The organism is Helicobacter ibis (assembly GCF_027859255.1).
Classification (GTDB): domain Bacteria; phylum Campylobacterota; class Campylobacteria; order Campylobacterales; family Helicobacteraceae; genus Helicobacter_D; species Helicobacter_D ibis.
Window position 1 is genome coordinate 306591 of record NZ_JAQHXR010000001.1, and the last position, 26223, is coordinate 332813.

Annotated in this window: 26 protein-coding genes and 1 tRNA gene; 14 read left to right on the top strand and 13 right to left on the bottom strand. The window is 32.0% G+C overall.

The features are described 5' to 3' along the window. Positions 1–6 precede the first annotated feature (6 nt). Positions 7–990, top strand: a complete 984-nt coding sequence (locus PF021_RS01750) for a L,D-transpeptidase Cds6 family protein (protein WP_271020687.1) — start codon at positions 7–9, stop codon at positions 988–990. A gap of 3 nt (positions 991–993) precedes the next feature. Here PF021_RS01750 and rdgB read toward each other — a convergent pair whose 3' ends face one another. Beyond that, a complete protein-coding gene (gene rdgB / locus PF021_RS01755; RefSeq protein WP_271020688.1) occupies positions 994–1596 on the bottom strand; it encodes an RdgB/HAM1 family non-canonical purine NTP pyrophosphatase in 603 nt (200 codons plus the stop codon). 67 nt (positions 1597–1663) lie between these two features. On the opposite strand from rdgB, the gene PF021_RS01760 reads away from it, so the two are divergent. Both PF021_RS01760 and PF021_RS01765 read left to right on the top strand, forming a co-directional pair. Next, positions 1664–3016 (top strand): MFS transporter, encoded by a 1353-nt coding sequence (locus PF021_RS01760; RefSeq protein ID WP_271020689.1) that lies wholly within the window; start codon positions 1664–1666, stop codon positions 3014–3016. A 4-nt stretch (positions 3017–3020) separates the two neighbouring features. After that, positions 3021–3782, top strand: a complete 762-nt coding sequence (locus PF021_RS01765) for a tRNA 2-thiocytidine biosynthesis TtcA family protein (RefSeq protein ID WP_271020690.1) — start codon at positions 3021–3023, stop codon at positions 3780–3782. 22 nt (positions 3783–3804) lie between these two features. Here PF021_RS01765 and PF021_RS01770 read toward each other — a convergent pair whose 3' ends face one another. The 6 genes from PF021_RS01770 to gap all read right to left on the bottom strand — a co-directional run bounded on the left by PF021_RS01770 (position 3805) and on the right by gap (position 9179). Further along, a complete protein-coding gene (locus tag PF021_RS01770; protein ID WP_271020691.1) occupies positions 3805–4131 on the bottom strand; it encodes a hypothetical protein in 327 nt (108 codons plus the stop codon). Between the two features lie 100 nt (positions 4132–4231). Then, complete coding sequence (locus PF021_RS01775) at positions 4232–4597, bottom strand: hypothetical protein (protein ID WP_271020692.1); 366 nt, start codon at positions 4595–4597, stop codon at positions 4232–4234. Positions 4598–4622: 25 nt separating this feature from the next. Further along, positions 4623–5828 (bottom strand): acetate kinase, encoded by a 1206-nt coding sequence (locus tag PF021_RS01780; protein WP_271020693.1) that lies wholly within the window; start codon positions 5826–5828, stop codon positions 4623–4625. 1 nt (position 5829) lies between these two features. Next, complete coding sequence (pta, locus tag PF021_RS01785; protein WP_271020694.1) at positions 5830–6831, bottom strand: phosphate acetyltransferase; 1002 nt, start codon at positions 6829–6831, stop codon at positions 5830–5832. Positions 6832–6918: 87 nt separating this feature from the next. After that, positions 6919–8184, bottom strand: a complete 1266-nt coding sequence (locus PF021_RS01790) for a glucose-6-phosphate isomerase (protein ID WP_271020695.1) — start codon at positions 8182–8184, stop codon at positions 6919–6921. After that, positions 8184–9179: a type I glyceraldehyde-3-phosphate dehydrogenase gene (gap, locus tag PF021_RS01795; protein ID WP_271020696.1), complete on the bottom strand. Its 996-nt coding sequence runs from the start codon at positions 9177–9179 to the stop codon at positions 8184–8186. Before gap ends, PF021_RS01790 begins: the two co-directional genes overlap by 1 nt. Positions 9180–9329: 150 nt before the next feature. Here gap and PF021_RS01800 point away from each other — a divergent pair, with 150 nt between their 5' ends. After that, on the top strand, positions 9330–9617 hold the full coding sequence (locus tag PF021_RS01800; RefSeq protein WP_271020697.1) for an HU family DNA-binding protein: 288 nt from the start codon (positions 9330–9332) through the stop codon (positions 9615–9617). Between the two features lie 46 nt (positions 9618–9663). After that, positions 9664–9740: transfer RNA gene (locus PF021_RS01805), tRNA-Arg, on the top strand. Positions 9741–9855: 115 nt separating this feature from the next. Here the strand turns inward: PF021_RS01805 and PF021_RS01810 are convergent. The 4 genes from PF021_RS01810 to PF021_RS01825 form a co-directional block, all read right to left on the bottom strand. Continuing rightward, on the bottom strand, positions 9856–12507 hold the full coding sequence (locus PF021_RS01810; protein WP_271020698.1) for a calcium-translocating P-type ATPase, PMCA-type: 2652 nt from the start codon (positions 12505–12507) through the stop codon (positions 9856–9858). Positions 12508–12701: 194 nt separating this feature from the next. Next, positions 12702–13328: a superoxide dismutase gene (locus PF021_RS01815; protein WP_271020699.1), complete on the bottom strand. Its 627-nt coding sequence runs from the start codon at positions 13326–13328 to the stop codon at positions 12702–12704. Between the two features lie 80 nt (positions 13329–13408). Continuing rightward, positions 13409–14194 carry a thiazole synthase gene (locus tag PF021_RS01820; RefSeq protein WP_271020700.1) on the bottom strand — a complete coding sequence of 262 codons (786 nt, stop codon included), beginning with the start codon at positions 14192–14194 and terminating at the stop codon, positions 13409–13411. Positions 14195–14209: 15 nt separating this feature from the next. Beyond that, positions 14210–15631 carry an NAD(P)H-hydrate dehydratase gene (locus PF021_RS01825; protein ID WP_271020701.1) on the bottom strand — a complete coding sequence of 474 codons (1422 nt, stop codon included), beginning with the start codon at positions 15629–15631 and terminating at the stop codon, positions 14210–14212. A 76-nt stretch (positions 15632–15707) separates the two neighbouring features. On the opposite strand from PF021_RS01825, the gene PF021_RS01830 reads away from it, so the two are divergent. The 9 genes from PF021_RS01830 to trpB all read left to right on the top strand — a co-directional run bounded on the left by PF021_RS01830 (position 15708) and on the right by trpB (position 24790). After that, on the top strand, positions 15708–16121 hold the full coding sequence (locus PF021_RS01830) for a hypothetical protein (protein ID WP_271020702.1): 414 nt from the start codon (positions 15708–15710) through the stop codon (positions 16119–16121). Positions 16122–16186: 65 nt separating this feature from the next. Continuing rightward, positions 16187–16900 (top strand): UMP kinase, encoded by a 714-nt coding sequence (pyrH, locus tag PF021_RS01835; RefSeq protein ID WP_271020703.1) that lies wholly within the window; start codon positions 16187–16189, stop codon positions 16898–16900. A gap of 13 nt (positions 16901–16913) precedes the next feature. Continuing rightward, the gene (locus PF021_RS01840) at positions 16914–17132 is read left to right on the top strand and encodes a DNA-directed RNA polymerase subunit omega (protein WP_271020704.1); all 219 of its coding nucleotides are present in this window, start codon (positions 16914–16916) and stop codon (positions 17130–17132) included. Between the two features lie 21 nt (positions 17133–17153). Continuing rightward, entirely contained in the window at positions 17154–19301 is a 2148-nt protein-coding gene (locus PF021_RS01845) for a RelA/SpoT family protein (RefSeq protein WP_271020705.1), read from the top strand. 9 nt (positions 19302–19310) lie between these two features. Continuing rightward, complete coding sequence (gene tyrS / locus PF021_RS01850; RefSeq protein WP_271020706.1) at positions 19311–20525, top strand: tyrosine--tRNA ligase; 1215 nt, start codon at positions 19311–19313, stop codon at positions 20523–20525. Positions 20526–20536: 11 nt separating this feature from the next. After that, positions 20537–21619 carry a nitronate monooxygenase gene (locus PF021_RS01855; RefSeq protein ID WP_271020707.1) on the top strand — a complete coding sequence of 361 codons (1083 nt, stop codon included), beginning with the start codon at positions 20537–20539 and terminating at the stop codon, positions 21617–21619. Next, positions 21616–22737 (top strand): N-acetylmuramoyl-L-alanine amidase, encoded by a 1122-nt coding sequence (locus PF021_RS01860; protein ID WP_271020708.1) that lies wholly within the window; start codon positions 21616–21618, stop codon positions 22735–22737. Before PF021_RS01855 ends, PF021_RS01860 begins: the two co-directional genes overlap by 4 nt. An 8-nt stretch (positions 22738–22745) precedes the next feature. After that, the gene (locus tag PF021_RS01865) at positions 22746–23591 is read left to right on the top strand and encodes a hypothetical protein (protein WP_271020709.1); all 846 of its coding nucleotides are present in this window, start codon (positions 22746–22748) and stop codon (positions 23589–23591) included. Beyond that, positions 23588–24790, top strand: a complete 1203-nt coding sequence (gene trpB, locus PF021_RS01870; RefSeq protein ID WP_271020710.1) for a tryptophan synthase subunit beta — start codon at positions 23588–23590, stop codon at positions 24788–24790. Before PF021_RS01865 ends, trpB begins: the two co-directional genes overlap by 4 nt. Here trpB and pdxA read toward each other — a convergent pair. After that, the gene (gene pdxA, locus PF021_RS01875; RefSeq protein ID WP_271020711.1) at positions 24778–25683 is read right to left on the bottom strand and encodes a 4-hydroxythreonine-4-phosphate dehydrogenase; all 906 of its coding nucleotides are present in this window, start codon (positions 25681–25683) and stop codon (positions 24778–24780) included. The two genes, trpB and pdxA, sit on opposite strands and share 13 nt — an antisense overlap. Next, the gene (locus tag PF021_RS01880; RefSeq protein WP_271020712.1) at positions 25680–26219 is read right to left on the bottom strand and encodes a DUF2393 family protein; all 540 of its coding nucleotides are present in this window, start codon (positions 26217–26219) and stop codon (positions 25680–25682) included. Before PF021_RS01880 ends, pdxA begins: the two co-directional genes overlap by 4 nt. Between the last annotated feature and the right edge of the window lie 4 nt (positions 26220–26223).

Here is a 26223-nt window from a genome sequence, read left to right on the forward strand (position 1 = left end):
GTTTGTATGAAAGTTGTGTTGTTTTTATTTCTTAGCATTTTTGTTTATGCAAATGAATATGCTTGGATTGAAACTTACAGAAATGGCGGAGTTAGCGCATTAGAGAAAAAAATAGATGAAACTCTGCAAAGTAGGGAATATTGGAAATATGCACTAAAAGATAAAGATGTGCGATATGGATACTATGAGAGTGTTAATTTCTTGTTTGTGGCGACTAAAGATTCTCCTAGTTTGGAGAAGCCAAAGCTAAAGTTGTATAGCATGGATAATGGCAAATGGGTGGAGAAGATAAATGTAAATAGCCTGGTTGGTTCAAAAGGTGGGCATAAGCAAAAAGAAGGAGACTTAGCCACCCCAATTGGTGTATATGAGCTAAAGGCTAGACTTAGTGGGCTAGATCAATATTATGGTCCATTGGCCTATGATACTTCATATCCAAATCTATATGATAAGCTACATAAAAGAACGGGATATGGGATATGGATTCATGGTATGCCACTAAATGGAAATAGAGAAGAGCTAAATACTAGAGGTTGTATTGCTATTGAAAATAATTTTTTAACACAAGTTGATGGCTTAATAAATCACAAAGAAGCATTATTAATCACATATGACAATAAGATTAAAGAAACAAATATAGATGAGCTTTCAAGCATACTTGCAAACTTGTTTGCATGGAAAGAGGCATGGAAGGTGAATGATATTGAATCTTATCTGAGCTTTTATAGTAAAGATGAGTTTATTAGGTTTGATGGTGCTAGATTTGATGAATTTGCAGAGAATAAAAGAAGAATCTTTAACAAAAAAGAAGATAAAACAATAACTTTTAGCAAAATAAATGTATCTCCATATCCAAATGATGGAAATAGAAATATGTTTAGAATTAGTTTCTTTGAAGATTATAAAGCACCTAGCTATTCTTTTAGGGGAACAAAAGAATTATACGTGTTATTGGATGGTGAAAAGATTCAAATATTAGCAGAGAAGTAAAGGCTAATTGCCTATTGCTTCTATTATATACTTAGCTAGTTTTAGTGCTTTGTATCTATGTGATATTTGATTTTTTTCTTGTGCTGATAGTTCTGCTAGGGTTTTATTAAAGCCATTTGGGATAAATATCGGATCATATCCAAAGCCATTTTCTCCTCTTTTTTCTGCTATTACAAATCCATGCATGAATCCATGTGTGCTAAAGTCTCCAAAAAAGCTACTAATTGCTATACACGCACAATAGTGTGCCTTTGAAGTTTGGGATTCAAATCTTTTTACTTCATTTATTAGCTTTTCTAAATTATCTTTTGAATTTCCACCGCTATATCTTGCACTATAAATTCCCGGAGCTCCATTTAATAAATCCACACAAATACCACTATCATCAGATATGACAATATCCGTTTTGTGTAATAGATTCTGTGTTTTTAGAGTGTTAAATACACATTTTGATTTTATTAGTGCATTTTCTTTAAAGCTATTTCCATTTTCTTCTATTTCAAAACTTGGTATTAATTCATCAAAACATAAAACTTGAAAATTATTGTAGATTTCTCTGATTTCTTTTATTTTGTCTTTGTTGGAACTTGCTAAAATTATTCTCATTGTTGCCTCGTTTAAAATAGTTTAGATACAATTTTGCTTCACATTTTATCAAAAATGGAGTTTTATATTGAAAGATTTATTGCAAAAAACATTACCTTTAAGCTTGATTTTAGGTGCTAGATTTTTTGGGTTATTTGTAGTAATGCCACTTTTATCTTTATATGCTTTTTCGCTTAGTGGTGCAACTCCTATTTTAATAGGTATTGCTATGGGTGGATACGCACTCACTCAAGTTATATTTCAAGTTCCTTTTGGATTTTTAAGTGATAAGTTTGGTAGAAAAAGTATGATAGCTTTAGGGCTTATTATTTTTGCTATTGGTTCTGCTATTTGTGCTTTGAGTGATGATATTTATATGTTGATTATAGGTAGATTTTTGCAGGGTGCTGGTGCTGTTGGTGGCGTGGTTAGTGCCATGATTGCAGACTTGGTAAATGAAGAAAAACGCACAAAGGCAATGGCGTTTATGGGGGCTACTATTTCTCTATCTTTTGTGGTTGCTATGATTGTTGGTCCTATAATTGGTGGAATTTATGGTGTGTCGAATCTTTTTTGGATTACTTTTGTTTTAGCTATTTTTGGTATTGTTTTGCTTTTTGTCTCTGTGCCTGAAGCACCAAAGATAACCTATAGTTTTAATGCAAACACAAATGAATATAGTTTGATTTTTAAAAATAAAAATTTACAAATTATGAATCTTACAAATTTCTTGCAAAAAGGATTCATGACTTTGGCGTTTTTGATTATTCCTATTGCACTTGTAAAGGGATTTGAAATGCCAAAAGAGGAGCTTTATAAAGTATATATTCCTGCTAGTATTTTAGGGCTTCTATCAATGGCGCCTGCGGCAATTATCGCAGAGAAAAAGGGCAAATTTAAAAGTGTAATGGTAACTGGTGTGTTGTTTTTTGTTATTGCTTATTTATTGATGCTTAGTGATAATAAGTGGGCATTTATTGCTGGAATCTTTGTGTTTTTTATTGGGTTTTCTATGCATGAGCCTATTATGCAAAGCCTTGCTAGTAGGTATTGTAAAGCACATCAAAAAGGAAGTGCATTAGGAATCTTTACTTCATTTGGATATTTGGGGACTTTTGTAGGGGCGCTTATTGGTGGGCATTTTTATGATTTTTTTGGAATGTTGTCTATTAGCATGTTTGTTGTGATTGCTTCGTTTTTGTGGATATTACTTTTTGCATTCTTGGCAAACCCTACTTTTCAGAAGAATCTTTATCTACCATTGTGTGAGCATACGCGTGGAGAAGATTTAGAGGTACTTGTTGAGCTTGTGGGGATATTAGAGTGGTATATTAATGAGAGTGAGCGTAAAGCAGTTATCAAGTATGATAAACATTTGTTAGAAGAGCAGGAAATTATGGATTTTATAAAAATACATTTACGAGATAAGTTTAAAGAGTAGCAAAATGGAAATTAGTAAAAAAATATTAAAAATAACCGGACAGACAAATGCTAGACTTGGACTTATAAAAGAGGGTGATAGGGTTTTATTGGGGCTTAGTGGTGGGAAGGATTCTATGCTTTTAGCCACACTTCTAGCAAGGCTTAAAAAATATGCACCTTTTAATTTTGAATTTAAAGCACTAACCGTTGATTATGGGCGTGGTGGTGAGTATGATTATATATTTGAATATTGTGAGAAAAATGAGATTCCTTATGAGCTTTATAGGACTGATATTTATAAGATTTTAGAGGAGAATAAAAGGGAAGGAACGGTTTATTGTAGCTTTTGTTCTCGTATGCGTAGAGGTGCTTTGTATTCTAAGGCATTAGAGGGAGGGTATAATAAAGTTGCTCTTGCACATCATTTAGATGATGCAGCTGAAAGCTTTATGATGAATCTTACTTATAATGGTGCTTTGCGTTCTATGCCTCCTATTTATAAGGCTGAAAATGGTTTGTATGTGATTCGCCCTTTGATTTTTGTCAGAGAGAGGCAGATTATTGACTTTATAGCTCATAATAACATATATATCGCACCTGATTGTAATTGTCCTATCATGTGGCAAAATGACGATAAACGCCCATATGCTAGAGAAAATACAAAGCAAATGTTAAAAGACATGGAAGAGAAGAATCCGGATTTCTTTACATCTTTAAAAGTTGCATTAAGCAATGTGCATTTAAATAGTCTTTTTGATGAGAGGTATTTAGATAAGCAAGATTAGATTAGATTATAAATCTTGCTTGTTAGGAGTTTAGCTCCATTTGGTTTAGGTGGTCTGTATCGCCAAAATGCTCATTTGTAAAATCGTTATCATAAAAGAAGTTTATGATTTTTAGTGGATAGCTTTTAGAAATATTTATCAAATCATCAAATATAGAATCCAAACTTGGTATGTGGGATTTGTAATCTTCTCTTGCTGGTGGGATTACTATATATAAATTATGATTGTTAATCATTGCTAATTCTTGCATTGCTATTAAAAATTGATTTTGCAAATTACCATATGATAGTTGCTTTAGATGTTGTGAGGCTCTTATCTTAGAATCTATGTTTGTATAAAGAATGTCCATAAAGATTCGCCAGTATAATTTAAAAACTCATTGTAGTTTTGTATTGTTAGACTTCTTTTATAGGCCACTAATTCATTTAGGGAATATGAGTATATGTTATTTAGATATGATATTTATCTGCGGGGGGGGGGGCGATTTTATTATAGTCTATATTGTATAGTAATTTATATATTGTTGCAAAGTGAGATTCGCCACTTAGAATTAAGTTGTATCCCGGAGAGAAGATAGAATAAAATAAGAAAATATTTTTTAGTAATGGCAAATTTTGCACATACAAATATAAACTATATGAAGTATATAAGTCTTGTGAAGTGTTTGCTAGGTTGAATCCATTATTATTTGGTATGTAGCCATAGTTGCCGTGCGATGAACCTAAGGCTAGATCTTGAATGTTTAGTGATCTTGCCATTAGGCTTATGTATTTTTTGTATTCTAACTTTAAATAGTCTATAAACCAATCTTGCAAAAGTATCCTTTATCAAAAGCAAAAATTATATCATTTTTGATACTAATTCTTTTGTATCTCTTGCAATTACTAGTTCTTCATTTGTTGGGATTACACATACTTTGACTTTTGAATCTTTTGTTGAAATTATCCCTTCTTTTCCTATTGTTTCCAAGTTTGCTTTCTCATCTAGTGTGATACCCAAAAACTCTAGTTGTGATACTATCTTTCCTCTTATGAATTTAGCATTCTCACCAACACCAGCACAGAAAGATATAGCATCAACTCCTTTTAGAGCGGCTGTATATGAACCTATATATTTTGCCACATGATATGCAAATACTTCTCTAGCAAATCTAGCTTTTAAGTTGCCCTCTTCATCAGCAGCAAGTAAATCTCTAAAATCACTCGATAGTCCAGAAATACCAAGAACGCCCGATTTTTTGTTTAATATATTTGTTATTTCTGCTGTGCTTAGGTTTTCTTTTTGCGCTATGTAGTCTATTATTGCAGGGTCTATATCACCGCTTCTAGTTCCCATAACTAAGCCTTCTAGCGGAGTTAATCCCATGCTTGTATCTACACTTTTGCCATTTTCTATTGCACATATGCTTGAGCCATTGCCTAGATGACATGTTATGATTTTAGAATTCTCAAGTGGAATCCCTAAGAATTCTGCTGTTCTTTTTGATACATAACTATGACTTGTTCCATGAAATCCGTATCTTCTTATTTTGTATTTTTCGTAGTATTCGTATGGAAGTCCATAAATATAAGCCTTAGGAGGCATAGTTTGATGAAATGCAGTATCAAAGACTGCAACCATTGGTGTATTTGGCATTAAATGCTTACAAGCATTAATCCCTAGCAGATGTGCTGGGTTATGCAGTGGAGCAAGGTCAGAGCATTCTTGTATATGTCTTATTACTTCATCATTTATTATTGCAGAATGAGTGAAGTGCTCTCCACCATGGACGATTCTATGACCTATGGCTTTTATCTCATTGAGTGAAGATATAATTCCAAATTCTTTATTTACTAATGTCTCTAAAACCATTTTTACCGCTACTTCATGGTCTTTTAAGTCTGCATTTTTAACTATTTTTTCACCATTTTTTGGTTTGTAGTGAAATTTGCCATCATTTATACCTATCCTATCGCATAATCCACTTGCTAAGACTTCTTCTGTTTCTGTATTTATTAGTTGATATTTTAATGATGAGCTACCACAATTAATTACTAAGATATCCATATTATTCTCCTTGTTGTTGTGCTTGAAGTGCTGTTATTGCTATTACACCTATTATATCTTCGCTACTGCAACCTCTAGATAGGTCATTTACAGGTGCTGAAATCCCTTGTGTGATTGGTCCATAGCTTTCTGCATTTGCTAATCTTTGAACTAGTTTATAGCCTATGTTTCCAGCATCTAAGTCGGGGAATATAAGCACATTAGCATTTCCTGCTATGTTGCTATTTGGTGCTTTTGATTTTCCTATGCTTGGAACTATTGCTGCATCTAATTGGAATTCACCATCGATTGCTAGATTTGGATTTAATTGTTGGGCTATTTGTGTTGCTTGTATTATTTTATCTATATCTGCATGTTTTGCACTTCCTTTTGTAGAGTGAGATAACATAGCAACTATTGGTTCTTTATTTACTAGTGCTTTAAAGCTTTTTGCAGAATCTATTGCAATGCTTGCTAATTCTTCAGAGTTTGGATTTTGAACCAAACCGCAATCAGAGAATATAAAAACTCCATTTTCTCCATAGCTACAATTTGGCACAACCATAACAAAAAATGATGATACAAGTTTTGAATCTTTATTTGTGCCAAGTATTTGTAGTGATGCTCTTAAAACATCAGAAGTAGAGTTTATAGCTCCAGCTACCATGCCGTGTGCTACCTTACTTTTTACAAGTGCTACTCCAAAATATAGTGGATTTTCAAGTAACATAGCTCTTGCAGAACTCTCACTTAAGCCCTTGTGCCCTCTTAGTTTCACAAAAAGCTCGACATAAGAATCTAACTCATCGCAAGATTTCGGATCAATAAAAGTTGCATTATCTAAATTTAGACCATTTGCTTTTGTTTTTATATCTCTTTCATCACCAACTAGAATGATATTAGCTATACCTTCATTTAAGACTTTGCTTGCAGCTTCAAGCATTCTTATATCATCAGATTCTGGTAGAACTATAGTCTTCTTATCTTTTTTGGCTTTATTTTTTATTTCATCTATAAACCCCATGTTTCTTCCTTAATGTTGAAGTTATAAACATTGTAAGATTTTATATGCAGGATTAGATAAAAAATCGTAAAAAATCGTAAAAATTTTTTATGAATGTGTAAATTTTTCTCTTAGTATTTTTTTACCAAACTCAACTCCCGGTTGATTGTATGTATCAATTTGTAGCAAGATACCGACACATGAAGTTAGTAGTTCATAATAGAATATTAATTCTCCAGCACTGCTTTCTGTGAGGTTTGAGAGGGTAATTGAATCTACTGGGATATTTTGTGAGATTATACTTTCTTTGGTTGATATGCATTGTAGTTTTAACAATGTGTTAAATGAGGTTTTATTTACAAAATCTGTGCTTTCCATACCTTGTAGGCTAATATTTGGGATAAATACTTGTTTTTGAGATAGTTTTTCTGCATTTAGGAATGTTATTGTTTTGTTTTTTTGTCCTTGCATTATTAATTGCAAGAAAGAATGTTGATCTATGCTTCCTATTAGTGCAATTGGAGTTAAACCGCGTCTTTTTTTATACACATCTAATTTACCTAAAGATTCTCCCCATAGCTGAACATACCATGAGTTAAAATGCCTAAAAACACTACTGTATGAAAATAGTACATTTATAGGGAAGTTATTTTCATTCTTGGCTAAGAATAGCGCCTTTTTTAGAATCTGATTATTTTTGTCGTTAAAAAAGTTATTGTTTGTAATGGCAGCACCATTTAGGATTGATTGTATGTTATATCCAAGTATGGCAAGAGGTAAAAGTCCTATTGTGCTAAGAACAGAAAATCTACCGCCTATGTTTTGGTTTATAGCAAATGCTTTTATATTATTTGCATTACTCCATTTAAATAGTGGAGATTCATGATCGCTTATTGTTAGTAGATGTTTCTTTTTATTGTTATCTAGTAGTTTATACTTATGTAATACATATTTAAAAAGAGAAGTAGTTTCAATTGTTAGTCCAGATTTTGAAATAACAATAAATAGCGTATCTTCATATTTGATTCTTCTTAGTTCTTTTTGAATCATTATTGGATCTGTGTGTTCTAGGAATCTTAATTTGATTTTTCTTCTATGTGGCTGATGAGATAGCATTGTATCTATTGCCTTAGTGCCTAGAGAGCTACCTCCTATGCCTATTATTATCATGTTTTTAATTGTGTCTATAAACGCTTTATTTTGTTCCATATATGAAAAGATTTCTTCATTTTTGGCAAAAGGTAAGTCATAGTATCCACTTATATGACTATTTTTTTCTATTAATACCTTTTGAAAGAATAGTTCTGAATTCTCTGTGCTAAATAGATTTTGATTTTTTAGAAAATTAGTATAGTTATTATCCAATATAAGCATTAATTGTAATTACCTACAAAAGAAGTCATATCTACTAATCTCGTAGAATACCCCCATTCATTGTCATACCATGCACATATTTTTATGTGATTTTCATCTGTAACAAATGTGCAATCAGGAATAAAAATTGCACTATGTGGGAATCCTATAAAATCACCAGATACACGCTTTTCGTTATCGATTAACAAAATATCTTTCATCTCACCATTTGCATAATTTGCAAATAGTTCGTTTATGGATTCTTTAGTTATACCTTTTTCTACTATACAACTTAAATCAACCATGCTAACATCAGGCGTAGGAACTCTAATTGATAGTCCATTTAGTTTTCCTTGAAGCTCTGGTAATACAAGTCCAATAGCCTTTGCAGCCCCAGTTGAAGTTGGTATCATATTGAGTGCAGCTGCTCTTGCTCTTCTTAGGTCTTTATGTTTTGAATCTACTAGATTTTGATCATTTGTATAGCTGTGTATTGTTGTCATAAGTCCGCTTTTTATTTTTAGATTCAAATGTAGAATCTTCACTAGAGGTGCTAGAGCATTTGTGGTGCAACTTGCATTTGAAATTACTTCTTCTCCATTGTATGAGTTATGATTTACTCCATATACAAATGTAGGTGTATCTGTTGCTGGAGCTGATATGACCACCTTTTGTATTCCACCATATAGATGTGCTTTTGCCTTATTTATATCATTAAATGCACCGGTGCATTCGATAACTACCTTTGCACCATATGAGCCAAAATTTGTCTCTTTTATATCTCTAGTGCTTACTATTTTTATATTTTTTTGTTTTCCTATGTTTATTATATTTTCATCTATTTTTTTTATTTCGCTTCCTATATGAACAGAATCGTATTTTAATAAATGTATCAGTGTATCAGTTGGCATTGTTGTGTTTATTGCTACTAGATTGATATCATCTCTATTTCCTAGAATCTTGCATACACATAGTCCAATTCTACCAGTTCCATTTACTGCAACTTTTAATGCCATTAAGTTCTCCATAAAATAAATTTTTATGAGCATTCTACAAAAATCATTATTAATGAGTATTAAAAATTACATAAAAATGTTATGAATGCTTGAAATCCCTTAAAATATGTGTTAGAATAGTGTGTATTTCAATTTTATGGAGGTTCTAAAATGAACAAGGCAGAATTTGTAGATTTAGTAAAAAAAGTAGGAGAATACGAGACTAAAAAAGAAGCTGAAAAAGCAATTAGCTCTTTTGTTCTAGCAGTTGAGAAAGCTCTAGCTAAAAAAGAAAGCATTGAATTAGTAGGATTTGGTAAATTTGAATCTGTTCTACAAAAAGGTAAAGAAGGAACAGTTCCGGGAACAAACAAAAAATATAAAACAAAAGATAAGTTCGTTCCTAAATTCAAAGCTGGTAAAGGTCTTAAAGACGCTGTTGCGGCTGCTAAAAAATAACTTCTTCTTTTCCCCTTTTGGGGTTTCCTTATTTTACTTTCATAATGTCTTCGTAGCTCAGCTGGATAGAGCACACGATTCCTAATCGTGAGGTCATGCGTTCGAATCGCATCGTGGACACCACTTAATTGTTCTTCATATTTGCCATGTGATTTTTTAGTATGTATTATGGGTTTATGTTGCTCTTTATAAGTATTGATATTAGTATCCATATTCAATAGGGATACTAATATGTGTGTTAATTTGTTTTTGAGAATAATTTCAAAGAGGTTCTAGTTATCTCACCTAGTATTATTATACTACTGCTTATTAGTAAAATCTTGCACCATGTCTCTAGCTCTAGTGGCGTGGTATGAAATGCACTTCCTCCAAACTCAACAATTAAAACTTGCATTGCAAAAGTAATTATAAATGTGCCTAGCATTATTTTGTTGCTACTTATGTCTTTAAAGATACTATTATTATTTAATTCTCTAGCATTAAAGGCATTAAATAATGCAAATAACACAAATAAGGTGAATAAAGTTGTATTCCTCTCAGATTCTGCTACGCTTAAAAAGTTCGTAAAATACTGCAATAGACAAATTGTTGCTATAAAGATTCCATTTACAAAAATAGAAATAAACATATTTTTTGTAATGATATTTGAATCTCTTTTTATTGGCTTTTCTTTGAGTAGATTTTTTGAAATTGGCTCTAAGCCTAAAGTCAAAGCCGGAGGTCCGTCCATTATTAGATTCACCCATAAAAGTTGCAATGCACTAAAAGGTGCTGTAAATCCCATAATAACTGCAGATAATACAATAATAACTGATGAGATATTAACGGTTAGCTGGAATTGTATGAATCTTTGGAAGTTTTTATAGATTCCACGCCCCCATTCTATCGCTTTGACTATTGTTGAGAAGCTATCATTTAATAATACTATATCACTTGCCTCTTTTGATACTTCAGTCCCGCTAATGCCCATTGCAATACCGACATCTGCATTTCTTAATGCAGGAGCATCATTTATGCCATCTCCTGTTAGCGCTACCACATTTCCTTGTTCTTTTAGGGCATTTACTATTTGCATTTTTGTGCTCGGTGTTGAACGAGCTATTATTTTTATCTTTGGTAATAGTTTGCATAGTTCATCATTGCTTAGAGATTCTAATTTACTTGCTTCAAAGACTAGATGGTCTTTATCTATTATTTCTAGTTGCTTTCCTATTGCTTGTGCGGTTTTTAGATTATCTCCTGTTAGTATTTTTATGTCAATTCCTGCTTTCATGCAGTTTGCTATAGCTTCTTTTACATCATCTCTTAATGGATCTAAAATAGCCACAAAACCATCAAAAATCATATTAGATTCAAGTTCCTTTTTATTGCTATTATTAGTATCTAAAAACTTATGAGAGAAAGCTAGAATCCTATATGCTTGTTCTTGTAGTTTTGATATTTTTTCTGTTATATTTTTTAAAGTTTTATTGTCCAAATTGCATTGTGCAAGTATAACTTCTGGACTTCCTTTACTAAAGCATATTAAATTATTTTCTATTTTTACAACACTAGTCATATTTTTTGTTTGTGAAGAAAAAGGAAATGAATTTACAATTTTATGCTTTTCTCGAATCTCTTTATAATCTATTCTATTTTTATGACTAAATACAAGCAATGCACATTCTGTTGGGTTACCTAAGAATTGATAGTTTGAATCTTTGTATGCAATATCTGCTGTTGAATTTAAGATGCAGTTTAATAACACATCTTCTATTTTATTGTGTATATATTCTTTCTCTACTGACATTTGGTTTTTTGTTAATGTCCCTGTTTTATCCGAACATATAATATTTACACAGCCTATAGTTTCACATGCTACTAGCTTTTTTACTAGAGCATTTTGTTTGGACATTTTTACTATATTTAATGCAAGTAATACAGCGACTATTGTAGGAAGCCCTTCAGGCACTGAAGCTACTATTAAAACGATACTTGAGATAAATGCCTCTGTTATGTGCTCAATTAGAGTTTCAGTCTCTAAATCTCTAAAGCTTAAAAATATAACCTGTATTATAAAGGCTAGCAATGCTGCACTACCGCCAAGTATAGTTATTTTATGACTTAGTTTTTTAAGTTTTTCTTGGAGTGGTGTAGTTGTTTTTGAGCTTGTATTTAATGCGCTTGCAATTTTACCAAACTCTGTATCATATCCAACAGCAATACACATGGCCTTTACACTTCCTTGAGTGATAAAGCAACCACTATATAGTATGTTTTTGTATGTATTAGTTGAATCTTGGCTTTCTAGTGTTTGACTTTTTGTTGTGTGTTTGCTCTCTCCAGTTAGACTTGATTCATCGCACATTACACCTAAGCTTTTAGATTCTATAATTCTGCAATCGGCAGGTATTTTATCGCCACTTTCAAGAATGATTATATCTCCAACTGCTAGTTCATTTTGTGGTTTTAGTGAGATTTCGCCATTTCTTATTGTTTTAATTAGATTTCCATTGTTTATATCATTTAATGCTTCAAATGCTTTAGCGCTCCTATCTTCCATGATAATTGTGATGGCTATTGATAGAGATATTGCTATTAGGATCCCTATGCATTCTAAGAAGTTGGAATTATTGTGATAAATGTATTCATATACATTGATACAAACTGCTAAAAAAGCAGCAAATAAAAGCAACAATATTATAGGTTCTGTTGTTGCATAAATTATTTTTTGAATAATTGATTGTTTTTTTACTCTATAAAATTCATTTTTGCCGAATCTTTGTTGATTCTTTAATGCTTGTTCAGAGCTTAGTCCATATTTTATGTTTGTATTGAAACTTTTGGATAATGATTCAATATCGGCTTGTGCTAATTCTTTGATATTAATATTATTTGTAGTATCGTTCAATTTAGCCCCCTTATTAGCTATATAGGATAAATTGAACTAAACACTCATATATAGCTATGTAAGTATAGTTATATATGAGTCTCATAATTTAAGGCAAAACCAGACTTAAGATTAAGTCAGTATGTTGATTTTACCACAAGAGTTTCTTGCTTACTACTCCCTCATATTGTTGTGCGGATTGTAGCAAAATTAAATTAAGAATGTAAAGATTTAATATAGAATTCAACAGAGCCCATACCTTCTTTTTTTGCCCATTCTAGTGCTTTTGATACAAACTCCCAATTAATATGAGAGAAGAATTTCTCTAAGTAATTTGGTCTAGCATTTCTATAATCTACATAGTATGCATGCTCCCATACATCTACTACTAAAATTGGTATCAGTCCATCTGTAACTGGTGTTTGTGCATTGCTTGTTTGTTTTATTTCTAGTTTTTTTGATGATGGATTATATACCACCCAGCACCAACCAGAACCAAATAAAGTTGTAGCAGATTGTAAAAATGTTTCTTTAAACTTATCAAAGCTACCAAAACTTGAATCTATATCACTTTCTAACTCATCGCTTAAGCTTGTAGATTCAGGTGATACACAATCCCAGTAAAAGTCATGGTTGTAAATTTGTGCTGCGTTATTGAAGATTCCGCCTTGTGATTTTGTTAGAATCTCAAATAATGACGCATTTTCAAATTCTGTACCTTTTACTAAGTTGTTTAGATTGTTTACGTATGTTTGATGATGTTTGCCATAATGGAACTCACAGGTTTCTTTGCTTATAAAATCTTTAATTTCACTAAAAGGTAATTCTCTTAATTTAAACATTGTATTCTCCTTAAATTGTGTTATAAAAACTCTCTCATTATAATGAATGAGTTTTAAAAAATTCTTTAACTTTTTATTACTTATTTTTCAAACTCTAGCATACCTTCAGTTGGTGAGCTTGCAGTTGCATATGGTTTTTTAGGGATTCTTCCTGCAAGGAAGCTATCTCTTCCAGCGATGACTGCATTTTTCATTGCTCTTGCCATAAGTATTGGATTTTTAGCTTGTGCTATTGCTGTATTTGTAAGAACGGCATCGGCACCAAGTTCCATAGCAATAGAGGCATCAGAAGCACAACCAACACCAGCATCGACAATTACAGGAATCTTAATGGCTTCTTTAATGAAAGATATGTTGTATTTATTTTGGATTCCAAGCCCACTTCCAATTGGTGCTGCAAGAGGCATTACCGCACTAGCACCACATTCTTCTAATCTCTTTGCAATTACGGGGTCATCATTTGTATATGCAAGAACGATGAATCCTTCTTTGGCTAGAATCTCACATGCTTTTAGAGTTTCTATTGCATCAGGGTATAGCGTTTTTTGTGTGTCTCCTATTATTTCTAGCTTTATAAAATTAATTCCAGTTGCTTCTTTTGTAAGTCTAAAGAGTGTTATAGCTTCATTTGCATTCACACAACCAGCGGAATTTGGTAAAAATTCTACATTGCTATTTTTAAAATAATCAAGTAAATTTTCTTCATTTTTGTTTGTGATATTTACTCTTCTTACAGCAACGGTTATCATTTCTGCACCAGATTCCATTGTTGCTTCATAAGTTGTTTTGAAGTCTTTGTATTTACCGCTTCCCACTATTAGTCTGCTTTTGAAAGTTTTGTTTGCTATTACTAAGTTATCATTCATAATTTATCCTTGTTTTTATTTGTGCTTAATGTATCTTAATTGATTTATTAAATCAAGTGGGCTTATAGAGAAGTTTGCATATTTTTTGCTTAGTTTTTTTGATATTAATGCTTGAAGCATACTTCCTTGAATGCAAGATTGTAATGTCGTATATCCTTGAGCTAATAATCCTCCTATAATCCCAGCTAAGCAATCTCCACTACCACCTTTTGCTAATATATTTGTCCCAAGTGGATTTATATATATAGTTCCATTTTGTGCGATTATTTGGTTAGCACCTTTTAGCAGCAGAGTTATATTTGGGTAATTTTGGCTAAATTTCATTGCATAGTCTATTTTATTTTTCAAAAGAGATTCCATGTCTATTTTTTCACTACAAAGAATCTCTAGAATTTTTAAGAATTCCTTTGGGTGTGGAGTTAGAATGATGTTTTGCATTGTATCTGCTAGTTTTTTAAAATCTTTATGATAGAAAATATCTGCATCTAGCAAAATTGGAATATTTATATTTAAAAATAGTTCTTTTAAAATCTCGTTTGTTCTGCCATATCCCATACCTAAGAGTATTGCAGTTACATTGTGTGATATTGAATCTTGTTGCATTATCTCATGTGGGAGATTTATGTTTTTGTCAGAAATCACGCTAACAAGCCCAGCTCCACTTCTAAAGGCTGCTAGAGAGGAAATTATTGCTGCACCTTCTTTTTCTCCTAAAAATACATTTAAATGTCCAAAGATTCCTTTATGGCAATTTTGCATATCTCTATATGGAGGCTTAAAGTCGCACTTTTCTAAAAGCTTTATATTTGAATCTTTTTTATAATCGTTATAGCCAATTCCAAGTGGAACTATTTTTATCTTGCCTACAAAATCTTTAGCAACATCGCTAAATAGAGACACTTTTAATGCTCCCATACTCAAAGTATAATGTGCCTTAAAGGCTATATATGATTGTAAATTCCCATCTCTATCAATACCGCTTGGTATATCACATGCTATCTTTAGTGCGTTTTTTTTATTTAGCATATCTATCAGATTTGCTATTTGTATGCTTATCTCACCTCTAAGCCCAACTCCAAATAGAGAATCTACAATGCAATCAAAGTCTAAAGATTCAATGTCATTTATACCCATTATGGTTATATTTAATCTATTTAGCCTTTTTAGTTGAATCTTATTTAGGTTGCTTTTGCTCCCAAGTGGCATTATTATGTGTATTTTGTATTTTTCATATAGCATTCTTGCTAGTGCTAAACCATCAGCACCATTATCACCACTGCCACATACTAGAAGGATTTTTGAATCTTTTTTTAGTTTTTTGTTAATTAGATTTTTCATGCCAAATGCGGCATTTTCCATTAATAATTCGCTATTTATTAAGTAATGCTCTTCTGCTTTTTTATCTAAGATTCTACTATCATAGAAAATATCTTTCATATTAACTCCTAACTTGGCGTGTGAAGTATCTTAACAAATTATGCTATAAATTCATAAAATAATTTTAGAGATTTTTATGTTTAGAGTTTTATTTCTTTTTGTTTTTATGTTTTTTACCGCTTGTGATGATTATAGGAATGTTTCATCTTTTGATGATAATTCTACAAATACTTCCACAAACAAAACTATACAAGATAGCAATAAAAGCGATGATAATATAACTACTCCTTTGCAAAAAGAATTAAAGCAGAATCTAAAAAAGCACCTAGATTCTTTATCTAAAGAATTACAAGATAAAAGAATAGATAGTATTGAAGGCAACCAAGCATTCAAAAATCATATGCAGCATTTTGAAAGTCTGTATGATAGAAAGGATCTTCCAAGAGATTCAGGCTCTGTAAATTTGCAACAAAAATTTGATAAAGCATATAAATTGCAAGAGGAGCAATTAAGAAAATTACAACAAAATACTGATGAAATAATGAGATAATTTAGTGCTTTATAAGTGATGTTTCATTATAATAAAATATTTTATTTATGTATAAGGTTTTTTATATGATAAAAAGAGTTTTAGTTAAATTTTCTGGCGAGGCTTTAGCTGGTGAGAATGGTTTTGGCATTGATAGCTCTATTTTAAAGTATATTGCACTTGAGTTAAAATCTCTAGTAACGCTTGGAGTGCAAGTTGGAATCGTAATTGGTGGTGGGAATTTCGTGCGTGGTGTTAGTGCTTCAGAGAGTGGTCTTATTAAGAGAACTAGTGGCGATCACATGGGAATGCTAGCGACAGTTATAAATGGAATTGCAATGCAAGAGGCATTGGAATATCATGGTGTTGATGTAAGAGTGCAGAGTGCTTTAGAGATTAAAGAAGTGTGCGAGACTTACATTAATAGACGAGCTATTAGGCATTTAGAGAAAGGTAGAGTAGTGATTTTTGTAGCTGGAACTGGGAATCCATTCTTTACAACAGATACTGCAGCTACTCTAAGAGCCATAGAGATAGAATCTGAAATGATAATTAAGGCTACTAAAGTAAATGGAGTATATGATAAAGATCCTGCAAAATTTAGTGATGCAATAATGCTTAAAAATATAAGCTATGAACAAGCATTAAAAGACAATATAAAAGTAATGGATGATACTGCAATAGCATTAGCAAAAGATAATTCACTACCAATAGTTGTATGTAATATGTTACTAGAAGGTAATTTATTAAAAATAATACAGAAAGATGAAAATGCAGTGTTTTCAAGAGTTTCAAATTAATTAAGGAGTAATAATGAGAATAGAACAAATTGCATCAAAAGCATTAGAAAGAGTAAATTACGATAGATACTTATTATCAAATATATTATTTGCAAGAATTGATGAGCTAAGCAAAGGTGCAAAGCCTCTTGTAAATAAAGATGTAAAGGTTGATAAATTATCTGACATTGCTTTATTGGAAGTTGCAGAAGGTAAAATAGGTTTAGATAAGATAGAAGAGATTCAGTATTAATTTTTGTGCTAGGTTTGTATAGTGGAGTTTTTTAGAGAAGTTTCTCAAATTTCTAGTCCTCAAAAGGCTATTAGCTTTTTGGAGAGTATTACGGAGATAACGCCTAGAATCAAAAATGCAATAGAGTTCGCCACAGAAGCTCATAAGAATCAAAAAAGACAAAGTGGCGATCCATATATCACTCACCCATTACTTGTGTCTTGCATTGTGGCTCATTTTGGTGGTGATGAAGTGATGATATGTGCTGCATTATTGCATGATGTGGTGGAGGATACTGAATATACTTTAGAAGAGGTTAGAAGTAATTATGGAGATGATGTTGCTTCTTTGGTTGATGGACTAACTAAAATCGTAGCTATTAGAGCAGAGGAGTTATCTCCTTCTCATACAAATGAAAAGCTAGTAATATCCGCACTTAGCTTTAGAAAAATGCTAATTACTTCCATAAAAGATGTTAGGGTATTAATTGTTAAGCTATGCGATAGAATGCATAATATGCTAACTTTAGAATATATGCCCAAAAACAAACGGCTAAGAATCTCTGAAGAAACTCTAGTTGTATATGCACCAATAGCACATAGACTTGGGATTTCTACATTAAAAAACGAGTTAGAAGATAGAAGTTTTTATTATATTTTCCCTGAAGTTTATAGAAAGATAGATAAATATTTTTTAGATAACAAACAAACAATAAGACTGAAGTTAAATGCTTTCATACAAAAGGTAAAAAAAAGCATAATACAAGGCGGTGTGCCAGAAGGTGATTTTTCAGTATCTAGCAGGATTAAGAGGCATTATTCTATATATCTAAAAATGCAAAGAAAAGGAATTTCAATCGATGAGGTTTTGGATTTACTTGCAATTAGAGTTATAGTTAAAGAGCCACTTGATTGTTATAGGGTATTTGGTATTTTGCATTTAGCATTTAAGCCAATAATGTCAAGATTCAAAGATTATATAGCATTGCCAAAGGAGAATGGTTATCAGACGATACACACAACTTTATTTGATAATTCTGCTATTTTTGAAGTGCAAATAAGAACAGAAGATATGCATAAAAGTGCAGAATATGGAATTGCAGCACATTGGAAATATAAAACAGGAGGGAATAGTCAGCCAAGCCTTGATTGGCTAAATAAGTTGCAGTTTAAAAACGATTCTGTTGAGGAGTTTTACGAGCTTGTAAAAAATGACTTATATAGTGATGATATAGTTGTTTTCTCACCAGATGGTGATGATTATTCTTTGCCTATTGGTGCTGTTGTGCTTGATTTTGCCTATGCTGTGCATACTGAAGTTGGAAATAAGGCAAAAGAAGCATATGTAAATAACCAAAAAACTTCACTTCTTACTACTCTAAAGAGTGGTGATATAGTAAAGATAATCACTGCAAAAGAGACGATTCTTAGATGTTCATGGATTGATGCTGTGAAAACTTCAAGGGCAAAAAGTCAGCTTAAAGCAAATTGTGCTTTAAGAATTAAAGAGATAGAGAAGAAAAGTGCTATAAATATCATTGCTACGATTTTTGATAAAAGTGCAAATGAGATAGAACAATATGTAAAAGATAATGAACTAGATGAGATTATTCCTAGAGCCTCAAGGGATATTGCACTTCTAAAAGATATAAAAAATAGAGTAAAAAATAGCTATCAAAAAGAGGCAGGATTCCTAACGCAGCTTAAGTTTAGAATCTTAAAACTAAAAGAATTGCATTTTGATAATATTGTCTTGCATACGAATCATACGATAAGTCAAGCAGTTTTTGACTATTGTTGTCACCCAAAGTTTGGAGATGATATTGTTGCTTTAAAAGTTGGCACAAAAGCTTTTATACACCACAGAATGTGCGATAGGGCGTATTTAGAAATACAAAAAGGCGTAAAAATGCTCTATGTCGGGTGGCTTGGGGATAAGATTCAAACATATAAATTGATAGTTGCATTAGAAAACCGCAAAGGAATCTTGGCAAATTTCTTGCAATTTCTAGCAAAAAATGACATTAATGTGTTATCAATCGAGCTTGGTTCGCAAAAAAATACATATGCTACGCATTGTGAGATAAAGTTTGAGTGTATGTCATTGGGATTAAAGGAGATTAAGCAGATATTATCAAATCAATACAAAATAATAGACATACATGCATTAAAAGATGCATATGCTAATTAAGGATTACACATGGATTTAGAATTAAAACTTAAAGAAGCTATGGAAGATATACAGCGTGGAGTGCAAGAGATAATAGGTATAGAATATATACAAAGTCTTGTCAATAAGTATCTGCAAGATGGAACCACATTTACCATTAAGGCTGGTTTTGACCCAACTGCACCGGATTTGCATTTGGGACATAGTGTGTTATTGCAAAAACTAGCTACCTTTCAAAAATATGGTGCGAAAGTTTATTTTCTAATAGGTGATTTTACTGGCATGATAGGCGATCCAAGCGGTAAGAGTGAGACTAGAAAACCACTTAGCAAAGAGCAAGTGTTAATGAATGCGAAAACTTATGAAGAGCAAGTATATAAGGTTTTAGATTCTTCTAAAATGGAGATAGTATTTAACTCAAAGTGGCTTGATGAACTTGGGATTCGTGGTATGTTGGAGCTTTCATCAAAGTTTTCTGTTGCTAGAATGTTAGAGAGAGATGATTTTGAGAAAAGATATAAAAGCCAAAGCCCAATTAGTATTGTTGAATTTTTCTATCCTCTTTTGCAGGGATATGATTCAGTTGCCTTAAATTGTGATATAGAATTTGGTGGAACTGATCAGAAGTTTAATTTGCTTATGGGTAGGCATTTGCAAAAGGCTTATGGTTGCAATAAAGAACAATCAGTTGTTATGTTGCCACTGCTAGAAGGACTAGATGGTGTAAATAAAATGAGCAAAAGCTTAGGGAATTATGTCGGTATCACACAAGAGCCAAAAGAGATGTTTGGTAGATTGCTTAGTATTTCAGATGAACTTATGTGGAGATATTATGAGCTTTTAAGCACAAAATCATTACAGCAAATAGAATCTCTAAAAGAGGGTGTAAAAAATGGCAGTTTGCACCCAAAGGCGATTAAAGAAGAATTAGCATTAGAGATAATAACCAAATATCATGATGAAAAAAGTGCCAAAGAAGCACAAGAGGAATTTGCTAAAGTGTTTAGCAAAGATGAGCTACCAAGCGATATTGAAGAGTTTGTAAAAGAAGAAGGAATTTGGATAGCACAAGTGCTTAGTGAATGCAAGCTATCATCTTCTAATTCTGAATCTATACGATTAATTAAGCAGGGTGGTGTAAAAATTAACCAACAAAAACTAGAAGATTCCAAACTCAACTTAACTAGTGGAGAATATATAATACAAGTTGGAAAAAGAAAATTTGCAAAAGTAATTATAAAATAAAGAGGGAAGCTATGGGACTAAAACCTTTAAAAATTGGACAATATACAATACCTTTACCTATATTTCAAGGGGGTATGGGAATTGGCATTAGTTGGGATAATCTAGCAGGAAATGTATCTAAGTGTAATGCAATGGGTATTATCTCTTGTGTTGGGACTGGGTATTATAAAAATAGAGAATTTATACAAAAATCAATCAAGAATCGTCCATTTGATACTATGAATTTTTACTCTAAAGATTCTTTGTTTGAAATATTTAAAAATGCTAGAAAAATATGTGGTGATAAGCCACTTGGAGCAAATATTTTATATGCAATAAATGAATATGGTAGAGTAGTAAGAGATGCGTGTGAGGCTGGTGCAAATATGATAATAACTGGTGCTGGATTGCCTACTAATATGCCTGAATTTACAAGCAACTTTCCAAATGTAGCATTAATTCCCATAGTATCATCTGCAAAGGCATTGAGAATATTATGCAAAAGATGGGAGGGAAGATATAAGAAAATCCCTGATGCAGTCATTGTTGAAGGACCTCTAAGTGGAGGACATCAAGGTGTTAGTTATGAAGACTGCTTCAAAGCAGAACATCAGCTTGAATCTATATTACCACAAGTAGTAGAGGAGAGTAAGAATTGGGGGGAGATTCCAATTATTGCAGCAGGTGGCATTTGGGATAGGGGTGATATTGATAGAATGATTTCTCTTGGTGCTAGTGGTGTGCAAATGGGGACTAGATTCTTAGGTGCAAAAGAATGTGATGCAAAATATTACAATGAGCTTATGTTAAAAGTAAAAAAAGAAGATATAGAGCTCATAAAATCTCCTGTTGGATATCCTGCTAGAGCGATTGTTACTGGTATAATTAAGGCACTAAGGGAAGGAAAAGCACCAAAGATAGCTTGTATAAGTAATTGTGTCTCACCATGCAATAGAGGAGAAGAGGCAAAAAAGGTTGGATACTGCATTGCTGATGGATTAGGAGATGGGTATCGTGGAGATATAGAAAATGGTTTATTCTTTACTGGTGCTAATGGATATAGGATTGATAAGATTCAAAGTGTCCAAGAAATTATAGATGAACTAACCAAATGATTAGAATAATTTTTTGTATCTTTATTTATTGTGCTTTTATTAATGCTAGTGATTTAAAGATAACTTCTATTACACAAACAAATAATGGCGTATCTTTATTTTTTAATAAAGCTATAAAGGCTAGTGCTTTTAAAGCATTTACGCTAAAAAATAATGATGAGATTCGATATGTATATGATATAAGTGCAGACTTATTGGGTAATGCTAGGGTGTTTGAGTTTGAAGGTGATGTTATAGTTAAGATTGCACAAAATGCACCAAACAAGGTAAGGCTTGTGCTAAGCACAAAAAAAGAACTAAGAGCAAAATGGAAATATGCACAAAAAAAGGCAATCTTAGAAATACCAAATGCAAAAAGTGTAAATAAAGTTTCAATCGCTTCATTGTTTGACACTCACAAAAAAGAAAATAAAAGCACAACGAATACAAAAGCAGAATCTACAAAGCAAAAAATAATCGTAATAGATCCTGGTCATGGTGGCAAGGATTGTGGTGCTGTTGGGATTGATAAAGTATGCGAAAAAACAATTGTATTAAATATAGGAAAGTATCTAAGCGAAGAGCTAAAAAAGCGTGGATATAAAGTATATATGACTAGAAGCAAAGATGTGTTTATAAGCCTAAGAGATAGAACTAAATTTGCAAACAATAAAAATGCTGATTTGTTTATATCAATACACGCAAATGCGGTTTCTGAAAACAAAACAAAGCTTCAAGGAATTGAGAGTTATTTCTTGTCTACTGCTAGGAGTGAGAGAGCTAAGAAGGTTGCTGCATTAGAAAATAAAGACGATACTGAAGTTATGAATTATTTCTCTAAACAATCATTCTTAAATACTCTAAACACACAAAGAATCGTAGCTTCAAATAGGCTTGCCATTGATATTCAATATGGTATGTTGCAGTCTGTAAAGAAAAACTATAGCGTAGTAGATGGCGGTGTTAGGGAGGGACCATTTTGGGTGCTAGTTGGTGCTATTATGCCATCTGTATTAATTGAGAGTGGATATCTAACTCACCCAACAGAGGGTAAGAGATTGACTAAATCATCATTTCAAAAGGCATTAAGCATTGGTATTGCTAATGGTGTTGATGGATATTTCTTAAAAAATCCATAGGATAAGATATGAAAAAACTAACATTCCCTCAATTATTGTTTTCATCTATATTTTTTGTAATAGCAATTTTTAATATATTGTTATTGCTATTATCAGGTAGTGTTAGTGAATTATCACAGATGTTTAGACTTATGACAGAGCCACATGGAGTTTATTTTTTTATAGAAATTACTTTTTTAGTATGTGGATTTATATTTAGTATCTTTAGTATGTTTAGGGTTTATAATCTTCCTAAATTATACATGTTGTTTATATTTTATATGGCTTGTTTATTTTTGTATCTTTTGTATTATGAGATTTTTGTAGTTGTTAGGAGTGATTTGGATTTATTTTCTTTAGAAGATACTTTAGCATTTAATAGAGATACTATGTTTGTCAAACCATATAGACAAATGTTTGTTGATTATATTATGTATATATTTTTTGTTATTTTGCCTAGCATTATTTATATTTTTTCTCTAAACTTTAGCAAACAAACAAAAATAGGCAGAATCTTACATCTAACAAAACCAAATTTAAATGTTGTAATAAGCACACTTTTTGCATTTTCTATTGCACCATTTTTTAGTGGTGATATATTTGGATATATTGATATGGTAATGTTGGTATTTGGTGTGTGTTTGGTGATATTTATATGGGTGAAGAAAAAGTTAATTTTAGATTCATATGAATATTTTAATTTATTTTTACTACTTATTATTTCTTGTGTTATGATTGTTTGTTCGCATAAGTTTGTGGATATTGAATCTTATTTTGAGATTCGCAAGTCCATTTATGCATTTGTATTATTTGGGTGGTGCAATATGTGGATGGTAAAGTTAAAGGCAAAATCGCTACAAAAGGATATAAAATGAAAAAACCATATCTAAAACAATTCCCAGATGAGAGTGGATTTTTTGGTAAGTTTGGCGGTAGCTTTGTTCCAGAGGAAGTAAAAAAAGCTATGCAAGAGATAAATGAGGCTTATGATTTAATAGCACAAAATTCTGATTTTATAGCAGAGTTACGCAAGATAAGAAAGCACTTTCAAGGTCGTCCAACTCCGATATATTTCGCACATAATCTAACAAAAAAATATGGTGGCGCTGGAATCTACTTTAAAAGAGAGGATTTAAATCATACAGGTGCTCATAAGCTAAATCACTGCATGGGCGAGGGATTACTAGCTAAGTTTATGGGCAAAAAGAAGCTAATAGCAGAAACTGGAGCAGGACAACATGGGGTTGCACTTGCTACTGCTGCGGCGTATTTTGGGCTTGAATGTGAAATACACATGGGTGAGATAGATATACAAAAAGAATATCCAAATGTAGTTAGAATGAAAATTCTAGGAGCTAAGGTTGTTCCAGTTAGCTTTGGTGCAAAGACATTAAAAGAGGCTGTGGATTCTGCATTTGAATCTTATATGAGCGATTTGGAAAATTCTATGTATGCAATAGGTTCTGTTGTAGGACCACATCCATTTCCAAGGATGGTTAGAGATTTTCAAGCTATTGTAGGTATCGAATCTAAAGAGCAGTTTTTAGAGATGACTGGGGAGTTGCCTGATATTGTTACTGCTTGTGTTGGTGGTGGAAGTAATGCACTTGGTATTTTTAGTGGATTTATAGATGATAGTGTTGAGCTAGTTGGGGTTGAGCCTCTTGGTCGGGGTAGTGAATATGGCAATCATGCTTCATCTCTTAGCTATGGAGAAGAGGGAATTATGCATGGGTTTAACTCTATTATGCTAAAAGATTCATCTGGCAATCCAGCTTCTGTATATAGTGTAGCAAGTGGTTTAGATTATCCAAGTGTTGGACCAGAACATGCATATTTGCATAGTATAGGTAGGACTAAGGTAGAGTGTATAAGTGATAATGAGGCTATCTCTGCGTTTTTTGAACTTAGCAAAGAAGAGGGGATAATACCAGCTATTGAATCAAGTCATGCAGTAGCATATGCACTAAAAATAGCAAAAGACTTGAAAGGCAAGAAGATTCTAGTAAATCTAAGTGGTAGGGGAGATAAGGATATAGATTTTATTGTAAATACCTATGGCTATTCTTTGTGAGCCATTTTTACTGCCATTTTTACTGCGTTGATATAGCTTTTTATATGTGCTTTATTTTTATAAGCTATATCAAATGCACAGCCATGATCTACTGAAGTGCGTATTATGGGTATATTTAGCGTTATATTTATACTTTCTTTAAAATATAGGGTTTTTAGCGGTATTAATCCTTGGTCATGATACATTGCTACATAGTATTTTAAATGTTTCCCGTTAAATGCTACATCAGGCACAAGTGGTCCTTGAAATACTTCTTTGTTTAGCTTGGTATTTGCTATTTTGATTGCTTTTATTATTTCTTTTTCTTCATTTCCTAGCACACCAAAATCACCAGCATGAGGGTTTAGCCCCAATACACCACATTTTTTATCCACAAAAGATGAAATATTTATTAAAAACTTACTTAGAGATTCAGAATTTATCGTGTTTGGAACATCTCTTAGAGGTATATGGTCGCTAAATAGGGCTACAAACATTCTAGGAGATCCTAGAATCATTATTGCCTCACTTTTAAAATAATCCCTTAAGGCATCTGTATGACCTTTGTATTTTATATTTGCTAATTCCCATGCTTTTTTGTGTATCGGCATTGTTATGATTGCTTTTACTTTTTTTGTCTTTGCTAATGCAACTGATTTTTTAAAGCTTTTATATGAATATAACCCACTATCTTTATCTATTGTAGAGGGAGATATTGTTGGGATATTTTTATCTATCTTTTGGCATTTTATATCTTTTGGCATTTTATATCTTATGAGTTTTGCAGCCTTTTTTAGAATCTCTTTATCGACACAATAAATTGGTGTGCATAGTTTGCTTATTTTTTTATGTGCTTTTAGGATTATTTCTGGTCCAATTCCATTTATATCGCCTATACTAATTGCTATTTTCAATAACACATTCCTTTACTCTCAAGTATATACTGCACTTGTGGGTTTGGAGATGGTATTACTGCTTTAAACTCTGTTGTTTGATTTTTCTCTAGTGGTGTTTTTAGGTGTTCATAGTGTATATAAGTTGGGAGTAATCTATACTTTATGTATCTGTATTTTTTTGTATTACTTGGTATGAAGTTTGTTGAAATCAAGCAACCTTTAAAATCAACATGGCTGATATTTGTGATGTTGCCTTCTACATAGTAGAATGAATCATATTGTAATTTTTCGTTTTTGCTTAAATTAAAGTCTATTTTTTTTATGTAGTTTTCCATTATATATTGATATGCAATTGGTGCAGAAAAGAACAAAACAACACTAATAAGGAGTAAAAAAAACGCAATAACCCTACTTAATCTAAAGACAACGCTAAGCAAGAAAAAAATCAAAATCACAAGAAAAATGCTAATTAATATCAAATAATCTGGTAGTGAGAAAAATTGCAACAATGTTGTTATTTTTGCAAAATATGCTTTTATTATAGAAGCATCCATGTTG